General features: G+C 31.5%; 20 protein-coding genes. 8 read left to right on the forward strand and 12 right to left on the reverse strand.

From position 1 onward, the window contains the following. From RH98_RS02820 to RH98_RS02835, 4 genes are all read right to left on the reverse strand, one after another. Positions 1-466: RES family NAD+ phosphorylase (locus RH98_RS02820; protein WP_010250295.1), on the reverse strand; the 466-nt coding region annotated here is incomplete at its 3' end. Beyond that, positions 466-966 carry an Xre family toxin-antitoxin system antitoxin gene (locus tag RH98_RS02825; RefSeq protein ID WP_010250296.1) on the reverse strand — a complete coding sequence of 167 codons (501 nt, stop codon included), beginning with the start codon at positions 964-966 and terminating at the stop codon, positions 466-468. The genes RH98_RS02820 and RH98_RS02825, both read right to left, overlap by 1 nt. A gap of 41 nt (positions 967-1,007) precedes the next feature. Beyond that, positions 1,008-1,844: a tetratricopeptide repeat protein gene (locus tag RH98_RS02830; RefSeq protein WP_010250298.1), complete on the reverse strand. Its 837-nt coding sequence runs from the start codon at positions 1,842-1,844 to the stop codon at positions 1,008-1,010. 57 nt (positions 1,845-1,901) lie between these two features. After that, positions 1,902-3,314 (reverse strand): aminotransferase-like domain-containing protein, encoded by a 1,413-nt coding sequence (locus tag RH98_RS02835; protein WP_010250300.1) that lies wholly within the window; start codon positions 3,312-3,314, stop codon positions 1,902-1,904. Between the two features lie 96 nt (positions 3,315-3,410). Here RH98_RS02835 and RH98_RS02840 point away from each other — a divergent pair, with 96 nt between their 5' ends. After that, the gene (locus tag RH98_RS02840; RefSeq protein WP_010250302.1) at positions 3,411-4,301 is read left to right on the forward strand and encodes a DMT family transporter; all 891 of its coding nucleotides are present in this window, start codon (positions 3,411-3,413) and stop codon (positions 4,299-4,301) included. Between the two features lie 578 nt (positions 4,302-4,879). Here RH98_RS02840 and RH98_RS02845 read toward each other — a convergent pair. The 5 genes from RH98_RS02845 to pdxR all read right to left on the reverse strand — a co-directional run bounded on the left by RH98_RS02845 (position 4,880) and on the right by pdxR (position 12,635). Beyond that, positions 4,880-5,902 carry a YncE family protein gene (locus RH98_RS02845; RefSeq protein ID WP_010250304.1) on the reverse strand — a complete coding sequence of 341 codons (1,023 nt, stop codon included), beginning with the start codon at positions 5,900-5,902 and terminating at the stop codon, positions 4,880-4,882. After that, positions 5,899-7,098: an alpha/beta hydrolase gene (locus tag RH98_RS02850; protein WP_010250306.1), complete on the reverse strand. Its 1,200-nt coding sequence runs from the start codon at positions 7,096-7,098 to the stop codon at positions 5,899-5,901. The genes RH98_RS02845 and RH98_RS02850 overlap by 4 nt, the downstream gene beginning before the upstream one ends. 12 nt (positions 7,099-7,110) lie before the next feature. Further along, complete coding sequence (locus RH98_RS02855) at positions 7,111-8,403, reverse strand: hypothetical protein (protein ID WP_026038700.1); 1,293 nt, start codon at positions 8,401-8,403, stop codon at positions 7,111-7,113. Between the two features lie 3 nt (positions 8,404-8,406). After that, positions 8,407-10,773, reverse strand: coding sequence for a TonB-dependent receptor (locus tag RH98_RS02860; RefSeq protein WP_010250311.1), 2,367 nt, complete (start codon positions 10,771-10,773; stop codon positions 8,407-8,409). Between the two features lie 425 nt (positions 10,774-11,198). Continuing rightward, positions 11,199-12,635: a MocR-like pyridoxine biosynthesis transcription factor PdxR gene (gene pdxR, locus RH98_RS02865; protein WP_010250313.1), complete on the reverse strand. Its 1,437-nt coding sequence runs from the start codon at positions 12,633-12,635 to the stop codon at positions 11,199-11,201. A gap of 84 nt (positions 12,636-12,719) precedes the next feature. Here pdxR and RH98_RS02870 point away from each other — a divergent pair, with 84 nt between their 5' ends. Next, positions 12,720-13,166, forward strand: a complete 447-nt coding sequence (locus RH98_RS02870; RefSeq protein ID WP_010250315.1) for a GNAT family N-acetyltransferase — start codon at positions 12,720-12,722, stop codon at positions 13,164-13,166. 202 nt (positions 13,167-13,368) lie between these two features. Here the strand turns inward: RH98_RS02870 and pdxY are convergent, their stop codons facing one another. Beyond that, complete coding sequence (gene pdxY, locus RH98_RS02875; protein WP_010250317.1) at positions 13,369-14,244, reverse strand: pyridoxal kinase; 876 nt, start codon at positions 14,242-14,244, stop codon at positions 13,369-13,371. Positions 14,245-14,548: 304 nt separating this feature from the next. After that, positions 14,549-15,391: an AraC family transcriptional regulator gene (locus tag RH98_RS02880; protein WP_010250319.1), complete on the reverse strand. Its 843-nt coding sequence runs from the start codon at positions 15,389-15,391 to the stop codon at positions 14,549-14,551. 87 nt (positions 15,392-15,478) lie between these two features. Here RH98_RS02880 and RH98_RS02885 point away from each other — a divergent pair, with 87 nt between their 5' ends. Both RH98_RS02885 and RH98_RS02890 read left to right on the forward strand, forming a co-directional pair. Then, entirely contained in the window at positions 15,479-16,435 is a 957-nt protein-coding gene (locus RH98_RS02885) for an alpha/beta hydrolase (protein WP_010250322.1), read from the forward strand. 1 nt (position 16,436) lies between these two features. Beyond that, positions 16,437-17,030: an NAD(P)H-dependent oxidoreductase gene (locus RH98_RS02890; RefSeq protein WP_010250324.1), complete on the forward strand. Its 594-nt coding sequence runs from the start codon at positions 16,437-16,439 to the stop codon at positions 17,028-17,030. A gap of 111 nt (positions 17,031-17,141) precedes the next feature. Here the strand turns inward: RH98_RS02890 and RH98_RS02895 are convergent, their stop codons facing one another. Then, positions 17,142-17,879 carry a YggS family pyridoxal phosphate-dependent enzyme gene (locus RH98_RS02895; protein ID WP_026038702.1) on the reverse strand — a complete coding sequence of 246 codons (738 nt, stop codon included), beginning with the start codon at positions 17,877-17,879 and terminating at the stop codon, positions 17,142-17,144. Positions 17,880-18,148: 269 nt separating this feature from the next. On the opposite strand from RH98_RS02895, the gene RH98_RS02900 reads away from it, so the two are divergent. The 4 genes from RH98_RS02900 to RH98_RS02915 all read left to right on the forward strand — a co-directional run bounded on the left by RH98_RS02900 (position 18,149) and on the right by RH98_RS02915 (position 23,186). Beyond that, entirely contained in the window at positions 18,149-19,012 is an 864-nt protein-coding gene (locus RH98_RS02900) for a helix-turn-helix domain-containing protein (RefSeq protein WP_237717498.1), read from the forward strand. Between the two features lie 152 nt (positions 19,013-19,164). After that, on the forward strand, positions 19,165-20,424 hold the full coding sequence (locus RH98_RS02905; RefSeq protein ID WP_050996081.1) for a TolC family protein: 1,260 nt from the start codon (positions 19,165-19,167) through the stop codon (positions 20,422-20,424). Between the two features lie 14 nt (positions 20,425-20,438). Next, positions 20,439-21,575 (forward strand): HlyD family secretion protein, encoded by a 1,137-nt coding sequence (locus tag RH98_RS02910; RefSeq protein WP_010250333.1) that lies wholly within the window; start codon positions 20,439-20,441, stop codon positions 21,573-21,575. Positions 21,576-21,593: 18 nt separating this feature from the next. Next, positions 21,594-23,186 carry an MFS transporter gene (locus RH98_RS02915; RefSeq protein ID WP_010250335.1) on the forward strand — a complete coding sequence of 531 codons (1,593 nt, stop codon included), beginning with the start codon at positions 21,594-21,596 and terminating at the stop codon, positions 23,184-23,186. Positions 23,187-23,276: the final 90 nt, after the last annotated feature.

A 23,276-nucleotide genomic window follows, 5' to 3' on the forward strand; every position in this document is an offset into this window, starting at 1 on the left:
GTTGTTTCAACCTTATATCAAAAGTCATTTTCTTTACATCGACGACTTTTATTCTTTTTGCATCAATATGCATAGGGTTAATTAAATAATTATATTCAAACGGAACGATACTACTTGGTACCTTTAATACTGCTGAATCCCCATAGAAAACAAAGTCATCCCCTATTACTTGCGTCGTTATAATAGGAGGTTTAGCATCCCAATCTTCAGGAAGATCAGTCACTGCTACCTCTTGTATAACTATATCGTTAGGTATATCAATTTCTACATAGTAGCGATCGGAAGGCAAATCTTCACTTAAATCTAAATGTACAGAAATCTCTAATGTTGCTAAAGCTCTTGTTTCCGCAGTATAGACCAATCTAGTGTTATAACTATTCCATCGAAAGCCTTTTGATAATGCAGCACCTATCCCTTGTAGTGTACTCTCTAAATAACGCTCCCTCTCAATTCTAAATACCCTCATTATGCTAAGTTTCCGTATTCTAATCTATTGAGAGCAAACTTCACTTCATTAATCCCAGTAAGCGTATCTAGCATACTCTCTGGAGTATTTCCACCTAGTGATAAATTAGGTTTCTTTAACCATCTTTGAAACTTATCTTCTTCTAGATTAAAGACTTCCAATCCAAAATCTACTAATTCAATGATTAATAACACTAATTCACTATCTCTTCTATCTAACAAGGATTTTTCATTCTTCTTCTTATTATAAGTTGTCTGTGGCATCCCTACTAAAGATAAAACAGTTTTAATTGGACGATTAAGTTTTTTGCTAATTATTTCCAATGAACTATAAGGAATTCCTTCACGTATAATAGCTACACGCTCCATCTTACTTGTCCATATGTATTGCTTACCTTCTGATTCAATCATCCATTCTCTTCTCAATAATTCTTTTTGAGAAGCTCTTTGCACACTTTTCTTAGTATTAAAAGGTTTTGTCTTATTTACTATCGTCTTCATAATTACAACATATATATTACAAATATACAACAAATATACTGTTATTTAAAAAACCATGGTCTTATTTGATAAGGATATATTTCATAACTAGCATTATCCTCATTAATAGTAAATCCCTCATTATAATACTCTTGAGCATTATCAAAAAGTAACGCGATATCCTCAGTATATGTATTTTCTAATTTATAAGTGCAAAATGCTTTATAAAACAACGCATCAGAAAATTTAGGATATACTGCAAGGGCTTGATCGTAAGCACTAATCGCCTTATCATACGCACGTAGTTCTTGATACACAATACCTTTATAAAACCAAAGTAAGTGATGTACTTCTCCAAAATCTACTAAATACTTCTTCTCTGCTATTTCAAAGTATTCTTTTGCCTTATCAAATTGATTTAATTGTAAGTATGATAATCCAATATAGAATGAATAAGTATGATCCATTTCATAGCTATCACCAAACTCCTCTATACAAGCCTTAAAATCCTCTATTGCCTCTTTATACTGTTTAGAAAAGATACATTCCATAAAGGCTTTATAAGGCAAATATCTTTTTCTATTGTACTCTACAGCTTTTTCTAGAAAAGGCATTCCTACCTCATATTTACGCATTTTAAAGTAAGGCATTGCCTTTTGTTGCCATAAATAAGCTATTGTACTATCTTTCTTTAATCCTTTATCCAGACAAGATTGATAGTCATTCATGTTTACGTAATAATTAATGTTTTTAGCACATTGATATACGTACTGGTTTATAATGTCCTCTTGTTGGCTTGTATATACAATATCTTTAGAATCATTTTCTAAAACTTTTTTATTATTACAACTACCCAAAAAAGAAATACTTAAGACTATTAAAATCAAACTTCTTGTCATATTGCATTTTTTTATATATAAAAATAACAAAAAAGACCAATATTATTATGAATCCAATTATTGAAGCTTTTTAGCAAGTTGCCCTATGCGTTTTAATTTTTGCTCTACTCGATCGGACCATTTTAACCCTAGACACAAACGCATACAGTTAGTAAACTGATTCTGTAAGGAAAACATACGACCAGGGGCAATACTAATATTTTCTTGTATTGCTAGATCATATAGTTTTATTGTATCTATATGACTTTCAAACTCTACCCATAAGGCTAAACCTCCTTGCGGGCGACTAGTCTTTGTCCCCTTAGGAAAACTATTTACTATTGTACGAACATAGTTTAAATGGTTCTCTTGCAATACCTTTCGCAATTTCTGTAAATGTAAGTCATAGCGACCTTCTCTTAGAAAATTAGCTACTGCTTCTTCCACAATTGATGCCGTAGATATACAATGGATATATTTAAGTTTTATTATCTTATCTTTATATTTACCAGGTGCCACCCAGCCTACTCTATATCCTGGTGCTAAAGTTTTCGATACAGAACTACACCATAATACATTACCTGTTTTGTCAAAAGATTTACAACATTTAGGTCGATGTTCATCAATATACAGGTCACCATATACATCATCTTCAATAAGTGGAATATTGTGTTTAGCCAATAATTCTACTACTTCCTCTTTATGCTCATCAGGCATACAGCTACCGGTAGGAGTATTAAAGTTTGAAACTAATAAACAAATATCAATTTTAGGCAACGCTTCAATAAGTGATTCTACAATAATTCCTGTAGTAGGATGCGTCGGTAATTCTAATACTTTTAAACCCAAACTTATCGCTAATTGTAAAATACCTGGATAACATGGACTCTCTATAGCTAGCGTATCACCAGGCTTACTGACTGCCATAAGGCTTAGCGATAAAGCATTAATCCCTCCAGTAGTAGTAATCAAATCTTCTTCTTGCAAATTACCAGCCCAACTTAATGACCGAACAGCAATCATTCTTCTTAAATTTAGATTTCCTTGAATCGATTCATATTCTAAGCCACCCTCTTTTAAATTCCTTGTTGCTTGTACAATTTGCTTGTTCATTTTAGCTAGTGGTAGTAAATCAGCAGAGGGAATATTAACAGAAAACAAAGTAAGTTTCTCATTACCTAAATTAGCATAAACCTTTTCTGCTAAATGATCAGGTTCTACCTCATTTGCGATTAAAATAGGATTACTTGTATTTGCCAATGGAAGTTCTACTATTTTTTTACTTACAAAATATCCCGATTGAGGTTTTGATTCTATTAAAAATTGACCTTCTAATTCTAAATAAACTCGCTTAGCAGTATTCATACTTATCCCATATTCTTGACAAAGCATTCTTACTGAGGGCAAACGCTCTCCTTCTTGTAGAATGTTATTCTTTATTTGTAGTGCTAAATCTTCTGCGATCTCTTGGTATAAATATTTTTTTTGCATATCTCAATTCTCAACTGTGTCTATGCAAATTTACAAAAGTGAGACTGTACTTATTGCTATGAGACCCTAATTTTGCTACAAATTTTAAATATAACAATGAAACAAGTAGAAACAGTTGACTTAGCTCGTCAAAAATCTGGTGGATGGATTAATGGAGCCATCGGGGTATTATTATTTAGCGGTTCATTACCTGCTACAAGAATTGCTGTACTAGAAATGGATCCCTTCTTCTTAACGGCTGCAAGAGCTGCAATAGCGGGGATATTATCAATATGTATTTTAATAGCTTATAAAGAAAGGAGGCCAACTAAAACCGAAATGCAATCATTGTTAATTGTGGCAATGGGTGTAGTTGTAGGTTTTCCATTACTTACAGGATTAGCCTTACAATATATTACTTCTGCCCATTCTCTGGTTTTTATGGGGTTATTGCCAATGTCTACTGCAATCTTTGGGGTTATTAGAGGAAAAGAAAAGCCAGCTCTTATATTCTGGTTATTTTCCTTTTTGGGTAGTGCTTTAGTAGTTGGTTATGCCATCTCACAAGGCATTGGAGGTTCGCCTATTGGTGATATTTTAATGTTAGCTGCTATTATTCTTTGTGGATTAGGATATGCTGAAGGCGCCAAATTATCAAAAACTTTAGGTGGTGTACAAGTGATTTCATGGGCATTAGTAATTTCACTTCCATTAAGCATCCCTACGCTACTTTTACTATTTCCTCCATCATTGAGTACAATTAGTGTAGATGCTTGGATTAGTTTAATGTATGTGGCTTTTATATGCATGTATATTGCCTTTATCTTCTGGTATAGAGGACTGGCAATGGGAGGAATAGCTACAGTGGGGCAATTACAACTTTTACAACCTTTCTTAGGTTTAGGATTAGCAGCTTTTTTATTACATGAACATGTTAGTATTGGAATGCTTGGTATCACTTGTGGTGTGATATTATGTGTTGCTGCGACAAAAAGATTTGCAAAATAACAGTGCTTATAAAAGCAACGCCAAAAAAATTGAGATACTCCATCTCTAAATATTTTAATATCATCCTAGTTAAATAGGCGATGTAAGCATATTAATTAAATAATAAATCCATAGTGACTCTATTAAAACCTATTGTTTTAATAGAGTCACTATGGACTCACCATGGACTCACTATGGAGTCATCCCGTCTAATACTTGTCTCGTCCTACTATAACTGTACAGCTATAGTTAATAATCCTACCATTTACTGTACAGTTTTTCACTAGTTGTCTCGTCCTAGTATAAATGTACGATTAATCAGGACTATTTATTCTTCTTAGTAATCTTATTTACTTATTTTATCCTTTGAAAATCACTAACAATTAAAGTAATTTTTGAAAAACTGATTAAAGCTTTTAGCTTCTTGAGTCTTATTGGTATTATTATAGAAACAAAAGATACATTTTTTACCCCAGCCTAAAACCATACTAGAAGTCAACTTACATTATTTTATTTATAAAATATTACAAATAAAAAAACCTGTTTGGTAGCCCAAACAGGTTTTTAACACAAGTACAGCTATTCAGTACAAGATTTAATTATAGCTTTATTTTAGACACAACATCTCCATTTGTATCTACTTGATCAGGTTGTCCTTCTACTTTAGGCATTCTCTTTGTCTTATTAGTTACATAAGCAACACCTGTTTTGTTATTTACAACTACAGTATTTGGGTGACTTCCTGTTTCTAATTCTTTTACTACTTCAAAAGTTTTTCCATCAACTACAACAGTTTTTCCACTTTCTCTGTTAGCTAAGATTACTTTGTTCGTTTTATCATCATAGGTTACACCTAAAGATCCACCTTTAAACTTAACAACATTTAATAATTCTCCAGAATCTGCATTTAATACAGTTAATCCAGTTGATGAATTCGCTACAAATAATCTACGACCAGCTTCATCAATTGCAATATTAATTGGGCTTTCACCTCCTGATGCAAATTTCTTTACAATTTTCTTGCTTGAAGGATCAATAATTGCAACTTCATTTGTACCCATATTTGCAGTGTACAATTTTTTAGTTTTATTATCGAAAGCTAGACCTGCTGTAAATATTCCTGTATTATCGATGTAACCTTTTAATTCATCTTTACTACCGTCAATTACCCAAATTTTACCATTTTCTTGAGTATCTGAAACATAAATAGTATTAGTTTTCTCATCAATAGCTACTTCTCTATTATGTCCATTTTCATTTGTTCCGTTAATTACTTTAACATCCCCTGTTTTTAAATCAACAACAGTTACAGCGTTAGTAATGGTATTAGAACCATATAATTTTTGTGTTTTTTCGTTTACAGCAACTCCAAATACTGGATTTCCTTGTACACTTATTTCTTTTTCAATGCTTAAGTCATTTCCATTAAGCTTGTAAATAATTCCCTCTTTATTTTTAAAGTCAACAACTGATGCTACGTACACCCCATTGTCTTGACTATTATAAGCTAATTGATAAAGTCCTTTACCAACTTGTGCATTTTTATCGATTGACTGTGCGTTTACAGTTGATAGAGCTGCTAAACATGCTCCTGCTAGTGATAATTGTTTTAGGTATTTCATGGTTTTTTATTATTTAAGTTAACAATTTCATTTTCGATCATCCAAGAAAAAGCTTGTTGCCAGTACCACGCACCGTGCTTTCCTCTTGGGTTTATTTTTAATGTATAGTTCAAGTCTAAATCTTTGCTAATCACTTTTAAAAGATTAATAATATCCTTATCCATCTGAACTACTTCTCCATTTCCTTTATTTCTATTTTCGCGACCACCCCCGTAGAAATAATACTGTTGATGATGTATTAAAGACTTTTGCTTTGTAGTAAACGTATTGATATAGTTTACAATATTATCCTCGTCTTGCCATATAGATGGTGAGAAAACACCTACCACACCGAATACTTCAGGATAGGTTAAACCTGCGTATAATGATATAAGTCCTCCTAGCGATCCTCCAGCAATACCAGTACTTTTTGTATCACTCTTAGTACGATAGTGACTATCGATATAGGGCTTTAAAGTTTCTACTATAAACTCTAAGTAGTAATTACCTTCTGGCTGATTATTCTTTACTGTAGGGAAGAAAAAATACTCTTTCTCTCTTAAGTTTTTCTCATATTCATGATCTATACCTACTACTATATATTGATCATTCCACTTTCTGATGGTTTCATCTACTTCCCATTCCACTGGTCCTATCCTACCTTCCGAAATTGCTTCATCAAACAAATCTTGTCCATCCTGCATATACCAAACGGGATAATTCTTATCTGAAGTTTGATAATCTTCTGGCAAATAGATTCGAATAGTACGTGAACGTCCTAACTGTGGCATATAGAAATCAGGAATGATAACTAAATCTTCTGGAGCTGTAGAGGCAGGAAAAGCATCTCTCCACCCTTCTATCTCATTTGTCAATTTAGTATTCTCAACAATGGTTATATCGTGAAGATTTTTCAGTCTTCCCTTAGGCGAGCACTCCAATGTCTGCCAACTACCACGACTAAATTTATATTCTAATACTCCTTTTGGTATATTAGTTAGACGAATATGATACTTCCCTTTAGTAGTCGTATCAGGAGTCATCAAATACTTTTCTTCTTTAGGATTCCACTTATTAAAATTCCCTGTAATATATATATTATCGTTAGGATTAATAGTTGTATTTACCTGTAGTTCAATATCTACATGAAAAAGCTCTTGTGCATGTATTACCATTGTCATCATTCCAATTAAGATACTTAATACATATTTACTCATATGTTGCTACTATTATTTTTTAGTCACTTTGAATAGACCTTGAGGTTTTCCACCTTTTGTAATCTCAATAGAAGGTTTTGCTTTCGTAAAATCTTGTGATAATTCATAAAAACCGTTCTTGTCTTGTGTTACAACTCTTATGAATTTCTTATCATCAACTTTGCTAACTCCTAATGCAGCAGCAGGCGTCTCTACTAGTGTTACTCCTTCTATTTCAATAGCCTGTATAGCTTTTGTATTAATATCTATAGTTATATATTTCCATATAGGAGTTAGATTAATTGTACTAGGGTCTAGTAAAGGAACGTCATTGACTAAAGTAACAATCTTCCCTTTTTCTACATAAATAGTAGAGAATTTCCCAGAGGTAGTACTAAACAAAGTATTAAAGTCTAATTCCCATGATGTATCTATTGTTGTTGCATTATTCTTTATCCTTGCAATCTTAGATTTATCTCCAAGACCACCCGTTTTTACACCTTGGCAAACAAAATACAAGTCTTTGTTCTCGTCAAAGTAATAAAGTGGATTCTCATCTATAAAAGCAATATTACCAGTGTTTTTTACAGCAGTACTTCCTAGCCATTTACCACTTGACAAATCAATTACAGCGATATGAACATCTGGTGCTACACCATCAAACATTCCAGCTTGACCACCTTCGTTTTTACCAAAAGTAATATCTGCATAAAGTTTGTTACCATTAATAGCAATCATATGTTGTCCAATCGCTCTAAACTTTACACCTTCCAATTTCAGACTTGCTTCTAATGCTTTAACTTCATTTTCATAGTTTGCAAACTTACCTTTGCTCGCCATAGTTTCTGGATCAAACATTTGAATCTCTAAAGGATTTGTACCATCAAAGTAATATCCTGTAGTATTGTTATTATCAATAGTGAAGTTTCCAGAACCTGCAATTTTAGGTTCTACACTTATAGATTTTGTAATATAAGAACCGTTTTCTGCAAAAATAAATTGCCCTAATATTCTACTATTTTCATCATTAAACATTCGATAAACGCGATTACCATATTGACGGTATCCTCCCATTCCACCAGAGGCTGTTGAATTACCACTAGTATTATCTATTTGACCAGAAGGTAAAGCATCATAGCTCTTTAGAAAACCATTTTTAATAGGACCTTTACCCTCAGATAAAGACATTACATAATACATTGCTGTTCCTTCTTCTGGCTTAGGATCTACTGGATCTGGAGTAACTGAATTATCATCAGACGAACAAGAAGCTAAAGCTAATGTCAAACACATCGATATAGATGCCAAAGGTTTTATTATTCTCATAGTTTAATTTAGTTTATAATTTAGTTTTATATAAAAGCTTCTGCCAGCCTTTTGTATCTTAAAATAATCGTATAGTTCTTGATTAAATAAATTTCTTACTTCCATTCCTAAAGACAACCCTTTGCTTTTCAGCTCATATAATGCGCCTAGGTTAACAGTTGTTTGATCTGGTACAATGTTCTTTATATCACCTTTTGAACGTCCAAATAGACCAAGAAATCCACTTGGTTCCATCGATTTATCAATCGCTTGGATATAAAATTCTCTTACGAAGTTTAGGTTAGAGTAAGCGGTAATAGCATCATCCTTTAGAAACAACTGCTCAAACTTCGCCTCAACACCAATATTTGCAAAAAAGAAAGGAAGGTTTGGTACTCTACTGCCTTTCATCCATTTGTCAGAGGCTTGGCTAAATTTTCCATAACGGATACTCTGCCAAGTAAAGTTGGTAAATGCGCTAAAGTTCTTATTCATTTGTACTTTAAAATCTCCTTCAAAACCGTATCCATTTGCTCTTTCTTTATTTACATAAACTGAAAGAGGCGGGTTACCTGATACAAGGACGATAATATCTTTAGTTTGTCTATAAAAACCGCTTAGGCTATACTTAAATATCCCTTCTTCTTTATCGATTCCTAAATTAAGGTTGATACTTTTTTCAGGTTTCAAATCAAAATTAGAAGCTATGAAAATATAATCTCCAAACAATTCTGTATAACCAGGTAAACGTCTAGCGTCCTCTATCGAAAATCTAAGATTATACTTATCAGACAATCTATATTTAGCCCCAACTGCCCAACCAAAAGCATCGCCATTTGTCTTATAAATATCCGTAGATTTTAAATCAACATTATGTGCAGTATTAAGACCTTCGCTACTGTAATTATAAAGTTTAGCAAGAACATTTGTTTCCAATTTGTTATTTAGCCATTGAGTAGTTAAGCCTAAAGCAATTGTATTCTTTTTATATTTAGTAGGTAATTCAACTATCGTTTGTTGTGTATCCTCTATTTTCTTACCATAGGGATCTGTACCTTTTCTTTTTGTATAGTTATAGGTATTATTTAACCATAGTTGGTTATTCGCATTAATAGTGTATCCTAATAATGTTCTAGAGGTGAAAAATGTCATATCTATATCAGCATCCATAGGGTGATCTCCTTCACCGCGATAACCTCTTGGTGTAAACTCCCCTAGCCAATTATATCTACCTCTTAGCGTATCTATTGCTTGCATTTTTACAACATTATACGATACAAATTGGTCAATATTAACTCGCTCGTCAAATAATGATTTCTTATAACGAAGACTAGGAATAAAACTATGTTGCTTATCTTCAATAGCCCCATAAGGTGTTAACATAGTAGTAGGGCTATTTTGTAATTCTTTTTCAAGATTGTAATAACTTAAATCAAGTTGTATTAAATCAGCCCATTTCAGATTATTAAAACCTGCATATACATTCGTGTAAAGATGTTTGTAACGATTGTGGAACAACTTAACCTTTGATTTGGTTTTTGCTATTTCTGCATCTGGTGTTTTGATTTTATAATCATTATCAGAATAGTTATAGAAGGCTTCTACACCAACAAAGGCGTGATCATTTAAATTGTGATGAAGTCGCAATGCTCCCCTAAATGTATTAAATGAACCGTACTCCACAGAGGCTCTTAACGTATTAGCCTTATTGGCAGGAGATATTAAGTTAACTGCTCCCCCTAAAGCATCTGTCGCTAGATTAACAGGTACAATACCTTTATAAACTTCTACGCGCTCTAATAAATCAAGTGGTACATTTGAAATACTATAACCTTCTCCTAAATAATTAATTGGAATACCATCTTTGAATATGCGTATTGCATTTCCTGAAAAGCCATTAAGATTAATATTAGCTTGGGACCCCAAACCTCCTGATTGTCTAACACGGATACCAGTGGTTTTATTCATTAAATCTACTAATGAAACTGGTTTTGCGATTTCGCTTTTAGTATCAACTACAATAGAACGTATGATAGCTCTATTTGTTTGTTGTGACTCACTTTTACTTTCTATTAAAATATCAGATAATAAGACATTGTCATCCTCTAAAATAAGTTCGAAAGTACTACCATTCTTCACCTCTATTTGTTTAGAAACTGGTTTAAATGAATTTGCAAAAACTTGAAGCTGATAGGTACCTTCTTTGTTTAAGTCAAATACGGCTGCTCCATTGTGATCTGTGTCTTTTTGTATAGAATCAATTATAACTACTCCATTAACCACAGATTGGTTGCCTTGATTTTTTAAGGTAACTGTTGTTATAACTTGTGCAATGGAATCAAAACTACAAAGTGATCCAACAAAAATTGCTATAAGGTATTTGGCCTTCACAAATAAAACTATTTAGATTTATTTTAAATAAAGACAAATGTAGAGTAAAAAATAAAAATTACAAGTATATCATCATTGATAAAATTAAAAAGGGAATATCTTCAATTAATAAATACACGCATATTAACCTTTAAATAAAACAAATAATCAACTTTACTAGATTAATTATAATTAAATAATCAAAAAAATAAAGTTACTTTATAAAAGTTAAAGTTTACAATCATTCTAAATTAGAAACAAGAACAGAATTAATAGAGCATAATTCTTCACATTATTGAAAGATTACACCATTAAAGGATATTATTATAATTCCTTATCTAGTTATTATATTTTCATACTACTCTTGGTAGTAATTAATCCTATCAATGATCAAATACAGGTATTTTTTTCTATTCTTTACGTAGAAGGATAAATTAAAGTCACTCTTATATTAATCTAGATCTGCTAAATACCTCAGCTAGTTGCTTAATCCCTATTTCTAATTGTTCATCAGATAGAAAACCATAGCTTAGTCTAAACCCTACTGATGAAGTATTTTCAGTATAGTGGCTTGGAGGAAAAAGAGAAATACTAGATTGATTTAATCGCTCTTCCAATAACTTCCAGTTAAATAACACTTTAGGTTCTAACCAAAATGCCATTCCCCCATCTGGTAATGAATAATTCACGTACTCTTTTAGATACTTATCTATTAAGAGATTAGCAACATTTCTTCTTTCTTTATAAAAATTAGTAGCCTTTTTTATATGGCGTTTTAAAGTTCCATCTTGAATTAATTGCAATACTGCTTGTTCCATTATTGAGTCACCTTGTACATCAATAATTTTCCTTAAGTCCCCCACTTTCTTAAGAAACTCTGAATTATTACTTACTAAATAACCTATTCTCAATGCTGGAGCCACAACCTTGCTTAAGGTTCCAATATAAATATAATGTTCTAACTCAACAAAACTAGATAATGGTAAAACAGGTCGGTATCCAAAGTGAAACTCATTATCGTAATCATCTTCAATAATTGTTATATTATACTTATTTGCCAATTGTATCAGTTCCAACCTTCTTGATAAGGCAAGTGTCACAGTGGTAGGGTATTGATGATGAGGCGTTATATATATAGCTTTTATTCTTTTATTTTTTTTCAATAGTTCTGCTACCATACCCACATCAATACCATCCTTATCAACAGGAACATATATCAGTTCTGCTCCTGCATGTTCAAATGCTTGCCAAGCAGGTTTATAGCCGGGATCCTCCACTATTACACAATCTCCTTTTTCAAATAAGCATTGACCTGTAAGAAACATAGCCATCTGGCTTCCTCTAGTGATACACAATGAATTAACATCTATATGCATCCCCCTTTGATTATTAAGCATACTTACAATTGCTTCTCTAAAATTTAAATCGCCATAAGCACTAGAATATCCCATCAATTGCCACTTGGCTTTTTGATTAAATATTTGTCGATAAGCTCTAGCTAATTCTTTAATTGGTGCAATTTTAGTATTGGGATGTCCATCATCAAAACGAATTATTGCTTGCTGGGAAGAAACCTCATCAATTTCTATAGCTGTTTTATTTGCAATATTTCTAGGTGAAATTGGCAGAACATCTGCTACAAAAGTTCCTTTTCTTTCTTTTGAAATTAAATACCCCTCTTGTATTAAGACATTAATTGCTTCTACAACGGTATTTCTATTTACCTCTAAATCTAGAGCCAACTTCCGAGTACCAGGAAGAACCATGCCTTTTTTTAATCTTCCTTCTTTAATATTTGTAATTATGGCGTCAGCAATCTGAAGATACATAGCCTTATCGCTATTGTACTCTATTTTAATTTCAAACTCCCAAGGTCTTAACATCTGGACTAGCTATTTTTTATAATTCTGTATCATATACTCAGACCAAATATACTATAGTTTCGCAGCATTATAAAATATAAATTTATGAATTTCACAATTAAAAAAGCAAGCTTAGAAGACTTAGAACAAGCTTCTGAATTATTTAATCTTTATCGTATTTTTTATCGTCAGCCTTCAAATCTAGAAGCTGGAAAGGCATTCCTAAAAGAGCGCCTTTTAAACGGAGAATCAGATATATTTCTAGCTTGGATGGATGGTAAAGCTGTGGGCTTTGTACAACTTTACAAATTATTCCATTACATTAAACTAGAAAAACAATGGTTATTATCAGATTTATTCGTTTGCCCAGAATATAGAGGAAAAGGAATATCTATTGGACTAATTGACCGAAGTAAAAAATGGTGTGAAGAAACTAATGCTTGTGGATTAATGCTTGAAACTGAAAAGACCAATGATATAGGAAACCAGTTATATCCTAAATGTGGTTTTGAATACGATGCATTGCACAACTACTATTTTTGGTGGAAATAAAAATAAAGAAAGAGTTAAGAAGGGATCTTCCTAACTCTTTTTTATATCTATAAAATAGCATATTCAATATTGCTATTATATTATTATCACTTATAAAGTATCAATACAAATAACACATCATAACAATATGTAATACAATATATTAAACAATTAATATAATTACTAAAATAACGTTTAATCTTAATGTAAACCAACTATTCTTCTAAATTGAAAGAGCCTTCTCTTTCGCTACATTTACCTCTAATAACGATTGTGCTTGTAGTATAGAAATAGCATCCATTTCTGGTAAATGTGCTTCCTTAGCATATTCTAATACGCTACATAAGAAATGCATCCCTACCTCAATAGCTTTTGCTATACTTCTACCTAATGCAAGTTGTGATGTTAATATAGAGGCAAATAAATCACCAGTCCCTACTAATTCTATATTAATTTTTTGAGAAACAAATCTGTGTACTTTGCCATCAGCAATTAATATCACTTCAATTAGATTAGCTGGCGTATCTTCTAAAATAGCACTTGTCAATACTACTTTCTTTGTAGATAGTTGTGGGTGATTATTTACTAAATTTAATAATTGTTCTTCCCCTTTTATTTCTTCTTTAAGAATATACTCTAATTCAAATTGATTAGGTGTAATAACATCAGCTAAAGGAAGTAATTGTTCTAGCGAATAGTCAGCTACTTCTTTAGGAATATACAATCCTCCTGCTCTACTATCACCAAAAACTGGATCATAGACATAGTTATTCTTTTTATCTAATTCTTTCCAATTACTTATAAAACTTCTAGATAAAGTAATTAAATCATTATCTCTAATATAGCCAGTAAGTAAATATTTTGTATTTTGATATATCTCTATTTCTGATATACCTCTTGTGAGCTTCTCAAATAGTTCAGGTTTTATAACCTCTCCATAATATACCTTTTGATCAGTATGACTTGATAACATTACTGTTGGCAAAACCACTATGTTTAACCCATGTAATTGTATAGCAAAACCAGCAACATTATTACCAACATACCCGGTAGATACTAAACTTTGAATAGAAATAATACTTCTTTCGCTTTCTTTCATCTTATATTTTTTCAATGACTATTATTATTAGAACAGTCAATTGTACTTCAGTTAATTTTAAACTTATATAAAAGCTTGACAAAGGTACTCGATAATAAGAAAAAATGGTCTAGTCCAGTATATAAATATAACTCTATACCAATACTATTACTCTTTTAATTTACTTGGTACAACGCCATATTTTCTTTTAAAAGCAATAGAAAAATTTTAAACTATTCCACTATCTGACAATGAAGTTGGCTAACAAAATCAAGAGTATCCTCACCACAAACATTAATTATTTACCTGATTTACAAATATTTGATCACTTTACTTGTTTTTGACTTTCTACTCTAAATTGTTTTAAAGTCATATTATTATGTTTCCTAAAAAATTTATTGATGTGGCTTTCATCAGTAAATCCAAATTCATCTGCAATCTCAACAATACGTTTATCACTAAACTGCAGGCGATGCTCAATTAATCTAATTTTATATCTAGAAATATAATCTTGAATACTTTCGCCACATTGTTTCCTAAAATAGGCACCTAGATACGTTTCTGATAATCCAAAAGCTTCAGATATTGATTTAATACGCAATAAATCTGGCTGTAAGATATTACTGTGAATATAATTAATAATCTCTAAGATTCGTTGATCTGTGTTAGTGTCAATAAGAGAAGGTCTTATCATCGCAATATTACGTGCTGCAACAACAATAGTCACATTAATCAAATTCGTTAATATATCTTCCACATATAATGAATCTTGATTTAGCAACATAAGGACATTAGTCATAACGCTATCAACCAACTTAATGTCCTCTTTATTTTGTAATAAAGAATTAGACAATAAAGGTGCATTATATAACAAGCACTCAATATGGTCCATTGTGTTCCATTGATAATTTCTAATATATTCTTGATTGAAACGCGCTACAATAAATTCACAATTACCCTCGAGATTAAATTCATGACAGTCATTTGGTGTGGTTATAAATAAATTCCCTTTTCTAAATCGAAGTGTATTGCCGTTAATAATGTACTCCCCTTCTCCATTAAGTACATAAACTAATTCAAAGAAATTAAACGTCCTATTACTCAAAGGACAACAGTCTAAATTCTCATAAAACACCTCAAAAGACTTATATATATTTTCTCTAGCCATACAGCAAATATACCTATCTATACTTTATTTATACCTAAAAACACCTATAAAACAGGTCTATTTTTGCTTTACTAAATATTGAAAAGAATGACAACAAGTGAAATATTAAATAAAATAGACAGAGAACTTGCTACTGCCATTACACAAAGTAATTGGGATGATATAGATTACGATTATTCATTACAGAACAATCCCACATTAATTAGAACTAAAGAACAACAGCTTGCACAAGATCATCAAGAGTCTTCTCTGCCAAGCGAAATGGAGATAAAGAATATTTTCATTCCCTCAAGAGATTCTGACAGAAAAATTAGATTGAGGTCATATAGACCAAATAATCAAGAAGATTTACCCATTTTCCTCTACTTTCATGGGGGTGCATTTATATTCGGTACTCCAGAACAATATGATACTATACTTGCGAATTTGGCATTAGATGCTAATATATTAATTGTTTCTGTAGATTATAGATTGGCTCCAGAACATCCTTTTCCTGCCGCTGTTTATGATGGTTACGACTCATTAGAATGGCTTTCTTTATATGCTAATAAAATAGGTGGTCAAAATAATAAAATCATTATAGGAGGCAGTAGTGCTGGGGGAACAATAGCTGCCTCAATAACGCAATACAACAAAAAAATAAATATAGTACACCAATTTTTACTCTATCCTGCTATGAATAGTTTACTTACAAGTGACTCTATGCAACTATTTGCTAATGCTCCAATGCAAACTAAGACATCAGCTTATTGGATGTGGCATCATTATTTACAAGGTAATCTAACCACACCTCCTCCTTTTGCAGTACCCTCAACTACAAAGGACTTAACTAACCTACCTTCAGCCACAATAATAACCGCAGAATATGATCCACTAAGAGATGAAGCTCATGAATATAGTATTTTACTTAAGAATAGTCATGTAGATGTAAACTATCTATGTATAAAAGGAGCTGTTCACGCATTTGATTTTTTCACCTCATCTCTTTCTACCCAATTTCATTACCTACAAGTCAATCTATTAAAAAACATTATTCAAGAATAAAATGACAAACATTACGCTTATCAATGGTCATCCAAATAGCAATAGCTTAAACACTACAATTGCAGAGAAGTATATCCAACATGCCAAACAATTAAATGTAGAAGTGCGTTATATTGCTATTGGACAATTAGATTTCAATCCCAATCTAATGTATGGGTATCAACAAAGAATGGAATTAGAACCTGATTTACTAAGAGCTCTAGAGGATATAAAATGGGCTGATCATCTTGTATGGATTCACCCACTTTGGTGGACAGGAATGCCTGCTATTATGAAAGGATTCTTTGATAGAGCTTTTCTACCTAATATAACATTTACGCACAAAAATGGCATTCTTTCAAAAGGTTTATTAGAACATAAAACTGCTCGCATCATTACAACCGCTGGGGACTTATCATTAGATGTTTATAAAAATGAGTATGCTGATGCTGGATTAGTACAATTAGAGAAAAGCATATTAAATTATTGCGGGGTAAGCCCCATTCTTAATACTTTTTTAGGTCCTCTAAATCATATGACTGAGCAAGAAATAAGAGCATTTATTAATACTATACCCTCTATTGTTGAAAAAGATTTAACTCTATTAGTCAATTAGATCAAACCTCTTACTAATGCTTGTATAAGTACTTCTTCTTATACAAGCATTATAAATTATATAGAAAAATTATACTAATCAACCCTCCTAGCTATACAAGACTTATTAAACCTAGTTATTACTATTCTCATTCCAATAATAACTGTCTGGATAAATTCGTTGTCCAAAAATAGCAGTTCCTACCCTAATAATAGTTGCTCCCTCATCAATTGCTATTTCTAAGTCTTGACTCATCCCCATAGACAACTCTTGCATTACTACATTTGGCAATCCCAATTCTTCTATTTGTGATTGTGCTGTTCGAAGCCTTTTAAAACAAGGACGTACTAAAGATTCGTCAGCACTAAAGAGTCCTATTGTCATTAATCCTTTTATATTTAAACGATCAAATTGTGCAATTTCCCTAGCAAAATTTCTAGCCTCTGATGGTGCTATTCCAAACTTACTATTCTCATCTGATGTATTAACTTGTAAGAAAACATCTATAGTACGATCATTTCGCTCTAAATATTGTTGTAGCTTTTCTGCTAATGAAACGCGATCTAATGACTGAATGCAACTGATACCATACTTCATTATATCTTTTACCTTATTAGTCTGCAGATGTCCAATAAAATGCTGTTCAATTGGTAATTCGCTCAGAACTTGATGTTTTTCTTTTACTTCTTGAACTTTGTTCTCTGCTATTAAATGATAGCCTTGTTCTACAGCTATTTTAATTCTATCTGCAGATACTGTCTTAGTAGCTAATAACAATTTTACTTCTTCCCTATCACGATTAGCTTTATTACAAGCATCTTGAATACGCTTTTCTATAATCGCTAAATTATGTATAATATCTTCTTGCATAAGATTCATATTTGTAGTTAAACAACTTGACTATTAATAACAAACTAATCCCCTACGAATAGGGGATTGGACTAAAACTAAACAACTAATAGTAAGTATCTCGCACTCTACTTAAAATAGTTATGCTGGCAAATGTATAAGATATATATAGGCAAGATATAGTACAGTTTATAATTTTTATGCTAGTCCACCAATTGTAAAGTTAATAAATAACATATTGCTAAAGATTGATTAACTTGCAGTCCAATCTTTTAAAACTTAGTAGCCTCTTGAAGTTGACGGAATATACTTTAAATACTAGTTCAAATTATCCCGCTGTTTATGATGAACGAAAATTTTTAGAATTAGCACCATTAGGGCATCCACATCGTCCTATGCGCTCTTCTATGCTATTTTTAAAAAGAGGAAGAATACTGCTAAAAGAACAAATTAATGATATAGAAGTAGTTGAAAACTCTATCTTTTTAATCGATACTAAATATGTTTATCAAACCTTAGAGATTAGTGATGATCTTGAGATTTACTTATTAGCCTATGATTATGCATATATTGAGAGAGTATCTATAAAACTAAATAAATTAAAGGTCTATGCAAACCTTAGAAAACAATTAGTTAGAAAATTTCAAGTTACAGAATCTGAGATAAACATTTTCTTAGAGAATCTAAAGTTAATGAGTTACTACTTAGCTAATACTGAAAAGATTGAATTTGCAGATAAAATAATAGAGAACATTTTTAATGTTATTCTTTATCATTTAATCAGTATTGCCTCTCCTATTCACAATAAGAACCAGAGTAACATGACTAGTCAGCAGAAAATATCTTATAATTTTATATTATTAGTTTCTGAAAACTACTTAAAAACTAAGTCTGTTAAGTTTTATGCTGACCGGTTAAATATCTCAACACGACATTTAAGTACAGTAGTTAAAAGTATTACTGGAAAAACACCTAATGATATCATTAGTGAGTTTATTATCAATGAAGCTAAAGCACAACTTTCAAGTTCTTCTAATTCTATAGGTGAAATCGCAAATAGTCTTAAGTTTAGTGATCAATATGCTTTTACTCACTTCTTTAAAAGACATACAAATAGTAGCCCAACTAATTATAGAAAGCAATTCGAACAATAAAATATTACTTTCAAACATCTATATACGATTTTCAATCATTTCAAGAGTAATATACCCACAGTAATTTTACACCCTTAAAATATTTGTGTAAATGAAAAATAAAATCGGTAAGTGTCTTATTGGGATTAGCATATTATTACTATTCTCAAATAATGCAGTTGCTCAAAAAAAAAGAGAAACAACTCACAATCGATGAAGCTATTCAATTAGCTATTGAAAATCACCAGCAGTTGAAGGTCACTGCAAAAGATAAAGATATCGCTCTAAAACAAACTGAAGTTACCAAACAGCAGCAATTACCCAATATAGTAGCCTCTGCTACTGCTGGATATCTTGGAAACACCTTAATATTAGACAAAGATTTTAGTAAAGTGATGACCAAAGATATGCCTCACTTTTCAAATACTTACAGTGTTCAAGCTAGTGAACTTTTGTTTAAAGGAGGTTTAATTAGCAAGTCCATAAAAATGTCAAGTATCAGAGAACAATTAGTTGCTCTTGATTTTGAAAAAGATTTACAAGCTGTAAAATTATTAGTAGTTTCAAATTACCTGGATATTTATAAACTACATCATCAAGAAAAAGTATATCAAAACAATAAACAACTAGCGGAAATTCGTCTTGAGAACGTAAAGAAATTTTACAATCAAGGGATGATGACACGAAATGAAGTTATACGTGGTGAGTTAGTCTTACAGAATATAGAACAAGGATTACTTGTTATTAAAAACAATTTAAGTATCCTAAATTATAATTTAGACTTATCCCTGGGGCTTGATGAAGATACAGAGATTATTCCCATCGAGAATACAGAGATAAAATTATTGGAAGGAGATCTAAGCTATTATATTGATTTAGCAGATAAATTCCACCCTATGTTAGCAATGGCAGATAAAAGTATAGACATTGCTGAACAAAAAATAGGAATTGCTAATTCTGATAAGTATCCTACACTTGCTGCAGTAGCAGGCTACAATATGCAACGTCCTATAACTACGACTAATCCTGTTACTGATATGTACGCTAATACATGGAATGTAGGAGCTTCTTTAAGCTATAGTCTTGATAATTTATTTAAAACAAAAAATAAAGTTAGTCTTGAAAAATTAAATAAAAACAAGGCAGAAGAATCTAAAACTTTAGTATCCCAAAATATCCAGATGGGTGTAAATGCTGCATTTACTAAATATAATGAGGCGATACAAAATGCTGGTTTACTGAAGAAATCACAAAGCCTTGCACAAGAAAACTATCGAATTATAGAAGCAAAATATTTAAATCAATTAGCCATTCAAGCTGAAATGATAGATGCAACAAATGCAAAACTTGAAGCAGAATTACAATATGCTAATGCTGAAATTAATGTTCTATTTCAATACTATAATTTATTAAAATCAACGGGAACTCTATAAGTTAAGCGACAATAATGGAAAATAAAGATATAAACGAAGAGCAAGTAAGTATCAGCGATACTACTCAGACAGAAAATACAACTCAAAATACAGAAAGAGAGAAGAAAAGTAAAAAGTTAAGCAATAAAAGTAAAATTATCCTTATCAATGTTATCACATTCATTATTATTGCTTGTGCTTTTTATTGGTTATTAACTCAGTATTTTCACATTGGCGATAAAGATTACACTGAATCTGCTCAGGTAGAAGAATTTATCAATCCAATAAATACTAGAGTTTCAGGTTATATAAAACAAATTAACTTTATCGAACATCAACAAGTACACAAAGGAGATACTCTGGTTATAATTGATGATAGAGAAATTAAAACGCAAGTAGAACAGGCAGAAGCAGCTTATTTAAGTGCATTAGCTGCAAAAGAGGTCACTTCTTCTGCTATTCTTACGGCAACTAATAACATTTCTGTTTTTGACTCAAATATAGAAGGGGCTAAAGCTCGTTTTTGGAATGCTGAACAAAATCTTAATAGATATAAAAACTTACTAGAGTCAGAAGCTGTAACAAGACAACAATATGATCAAGTAAAAACAGAGTTTGACGCAGCAAAAGCAGCTTATGAAAGTCTGTCAAAACAAAAGAATACTACTAAACTTTCGGTATCAGAAATACAAACTAGAATTGCCCTAAATGAAGCAGATATAAAAAGATCTAAGGCGGCATTAGACATGGCAAAACTAAACCTTTCCTATACTGTAATTACAGCACCTTATGACGGTGTGATGGGAAGACGTTTATTAAACGAGGGGCAACTATTACAACCTAGTCAGCAAATCACAACTATAGTTAGAAATCAAGAAAAATGGGTAACTGCAAATTTCTTAGAATACCAAATGCCTAAGGTTGCTATAGGAACAAAAATGACTATGGAAGCGGATGCATTAGGAGGACAAGAGTTTGAAGGAATAGTAACAGCTATATCGGCAGCTACTGGATCTAGATACTCTAGTGTACCTACAGATAATTCAACTGGAAACTTTGTGAAAGTTCAACAAAGAATACCAGTTAGAATTGAGTTTACAGAAAACAATAAAATTGAAGATATTAATCGTTTAAAAGCTGGAATGAACATGAACGTTTATATTAAAAACTAAATGTTTATTCTATAATTTATGGAAAATCAAAAACCAAAATATAATCAAGGTTTATTTCACGATTGGGTACCAAAACCCGTTATGCTCTTATTGCTAATTCTAATAGGATTAGTATTTTTCTGCATCTCGGGGATATATACCACAGATATAACTTATTTAGTAGGTAGTACTGGTGCAATGACTGAATATTTTATGTGGGCGAATTATGCCACAGTAGTTGGTATGGGGGTAGTGATGCCTCTAGTAATTCGATTGAAAGCAAGATTTAGAGTAAAAGAAATTTTAATATTTGCCTTATTAGGGATAGCAATTTCTTTTATGATAATGGGAACTACTAAACAACCACAAGTAATAGTGGCTATGTCTTTCTTAATTGGCTTTTTCAAGATGCTAGGAATGATGGAAATTATTTTACCACTAATGTTTTTACTAAGTAAAGATGGAAACAGAGGGAGATTCTACAGTTTCTTCTACACAGCCATTTTAATAACTACACAGATTGCCACATATTATATGACACAAATGTCATATTATTATAATTGGCAATACGGATACTTCTTTTTTGCTGCTTTATCTTTAATTACAGCAGGTGTTTGTGTTATCTTTCAACACAATCTGCGCTTTATGAAGAAAGTGCCTTTATATTACGTAGATTGGTTTAGTATACTTCTTTATGTAAGTTCTTTCTTAGTATTGGGATATATACTTTCTTTTGGAAAACAGCAAGATTGGTATAGATCTCCATCTATTACTAATGCTACTATCCTATTTGTACTATTATCATTTATGTTCTTTTTAAGACAGCAATTATTAAAAAGACCTTTTATCTCATTAAAAGCTTTTAAAAAGAATAATGTAAGACATGCTATTGTGATGTTATTTTTCTTGGGAATGTATCTTGGAACTACAAGTATGCAAAACTCTTTTGCCATTGGTATATTACATTATACTCCATTGCGAAATGCATCACTAAATTTAATGATTATCCCTGGTCTATTACTTGCAGCTGTGGTCTCGTATAAGTGGTTTAACAACGAAATACCAATTAGAATGTTAGCCTTTACAGGTTTTTCTGCCTATTTAATGTACACAATATTCATGTATTTTTATATGGTTCCTGAACTAAATTATACGTCATGGTTATTGCCTATGTTATTTAAAGGATATGGCATGGGAGTATTATTTAATGTTATTTGGTACTATATGTTAGACAAACTTGATATACCGAGTTTACTATCGTTAATAGGGTTTGCAATCGCTTGGCGTACTTTTATATCAGTGGGAATATTTACCTCTTTCTTCTCTTGGTTACAATATAAATTACAGTTTCAAAGTATAGCTAATCTAGCAGTTAATTTAGACGACTTAATACTGTATCAGCCTGGTAATCAAATAAGTTTACAGTCTGTCCAGATTAATGCCATTTTAGCGTCCTATAAGACAGTATATGGCTATATTAATTTAGCAGGAATTGGAATTTTAGCTTATGTATTAACTCACCATTTTGGAAGAAGTAGAGATAGAATGCTGATGGGATTAAATAAAATGGGGCAACTACTAATGAGCAGTAAAACCAAAAAGAGTATTGAAAATCAACTTCCAATAAAGTAAAACTTTATTGGCAATTTCAAAATTATAGATAAATATAACAACTGGACTAGCTCTATCTACTTCTAAAATGGTATTTTTACCTATATAAAA

The organism is Myroides injenensis M09-0166 (assembly GCF_000246945.1).
Classification (GTDB): domain Bacteria; phylum Bacteroidota; class Bacteroidia; order Flavobacteriales; family Flavobacteriaceae; genus Flavobacterium; species Flavobacterium injenense.

Bases quoted from the DNA above. Each gene is read 5' to 3' on its own strand.
- RH98_RS02905 (WP_050996081.1), top strand. From the start codon at position 19,165: ATGCAGTTGCTCAAAAAAAAAGAGAAACAACTCACAATCGATGAAGCT.
- RH98_RS02855 (WP_026038700.1), bottom strand. From the start codon at position 8,403: ATGAGAATAATAAAACCTTTGGCATCTATATCGATGTGTTTGACATTA.
- RH98_RS02825 (WP_010250296.1), bottom strand. From the start codon at position 966: ATGAAGACGATAGTAAATAAGACAAAACCTTTTAATACTAAGAAAAGT.
- pdxY (WP_010250317.1), bottom strand. From the start codon at position 14,244: ATGAAAGAAAGCGAAAGAAGTATTATTTCTATTCAAAGTTTAGTATCT.
- RH98_RS02880 (WP_010250319.1), bottom strand. From the start codon at position 15,391: ATGGCTAGAGAAAATATATATAAGTCTTTTGAGGTGTTTTATGAGAAT.
- RH98_RS02890 (WP_010250324.1), top strand. From the start codon at position 16,437: ATGACAAACATTACGCTTATCAATGGTCATCCAAATAGCAATAGCTTA.
- RH98_RS02915 (WP_010250335.1), top strand. From the start codon at position 21,594: ATGGAAAATCAAAAACCAAAATATAATCAAGGTTTATTTCACGATTGG.
- RH98_RS02840 (WP_010250302.1), top strand. From the start codon at position 3,411: ATGAAACAAGTAGAAACAGTTGACTTAGCTCGTCAAAAATCTGGTGGA.
- RH98_RS02845 (WP_010250304.1), bottom strand. From the start codon at position 5,902: ATGAAATACCTAAAACAATTATCACTAGCAGGAGCATGTTTAGCAGCT.
- RH98_RS02850 (WP_010250306.1), bottom strand. From the start codon at position 7,098: ATGAGTAAATATGTATTAAGTATCTTAATTGGAATGATGACAATGGTA.
- RH98_RS02895 (WP_026038702.1), bottom strand. From the start codon at position 17,879: ATGCAAGAAGATATTATACATAATTTAGCGATTATAGAAAAGCGTATT.
- pdxR (WP_010250313.1), bottom strand. From the start codon at position 12,635: ATGTTAAGACCTTGGGAGTTTGAAATTAAAATAGAGTACAATAGCGAT.
- RH98_RS02885 (WP_010250322.1), top strand. From the start codon at position 15,479: ATGACAACAAGTGAAATATTAAATAAAATAGACAGAGAACTTGCTACT.
- RH98_RS02835 (WP_010250300.1), bottom strand. From the start codon at position 3,314: ATGCAAAAAAAATATTTATACCAAGAGATCGCAGAAGATTTAGCACTA.
- RH98_RS02910 (WP_010250333.1), top strand. From the start codon at position 20,439: ATGGAAAATAAAGATATAAACGAAGAGCAAGTAAGTATCAGCGATACT.
- RH98_RS02830 (WP_010250298.1), bottom strand. From the start codon at position 1,844: ATGACAAGAAGTTTGATTTTAATAGTCTTAAGTATTTCTTTTTTGGGT.
- RH98_RS02870 (WP_010250315.1), top strand. From the start codon at position 12,720: ATGAATTTCACAATTAAAAAAGCAAGCTTAGAAGACTTAGAACAAGCT.